General features: G+C 44.2%; 1 protein-coding gene. It reads right to left on the bottom strand.

What is annotated here, in order from left to right; translation table 11 throughout:
* Window positions 1-258 (bottom strand): reverse transcriptase domain-containing protein (locus SB775_RS31130; RefSeq protein WP_410865134.1); only part of this gene is annotated, 258 nt, incomplete at both ends.

Below are 258 nucleotides of genomic sequence, written 5' to 3'. Positions count from 1 at the left end.
GTAGTGTCTTTTCCTTGACATGTTTGGCGATAAGCCCCATTAACTTGTCATGGTTTACTTTGTCAAAGAATTTCTCTAAGTCTAAATCAACAACCCACCGTTTCCCCTCTTTCATAAATCCTTTAGCCTTCCGAACTGCATCATGTCCTCGCCTATTTGGACGAAAGCCAAAACTGTGTTCGGAGAACATCGGATCGAAAACTGGGGTGAGAGTTTGAGCGATTGCCTGCTGGATAAAGCGGTCTGTCACAGTAGGAA

The sequence above is a fragment of the Peribacillus sp. SIMBA_075 genome (genome assembly GCF_046534585.1).
This window is presented reverse-complemented; position numbering and strand designations above follow the sequence as displayed.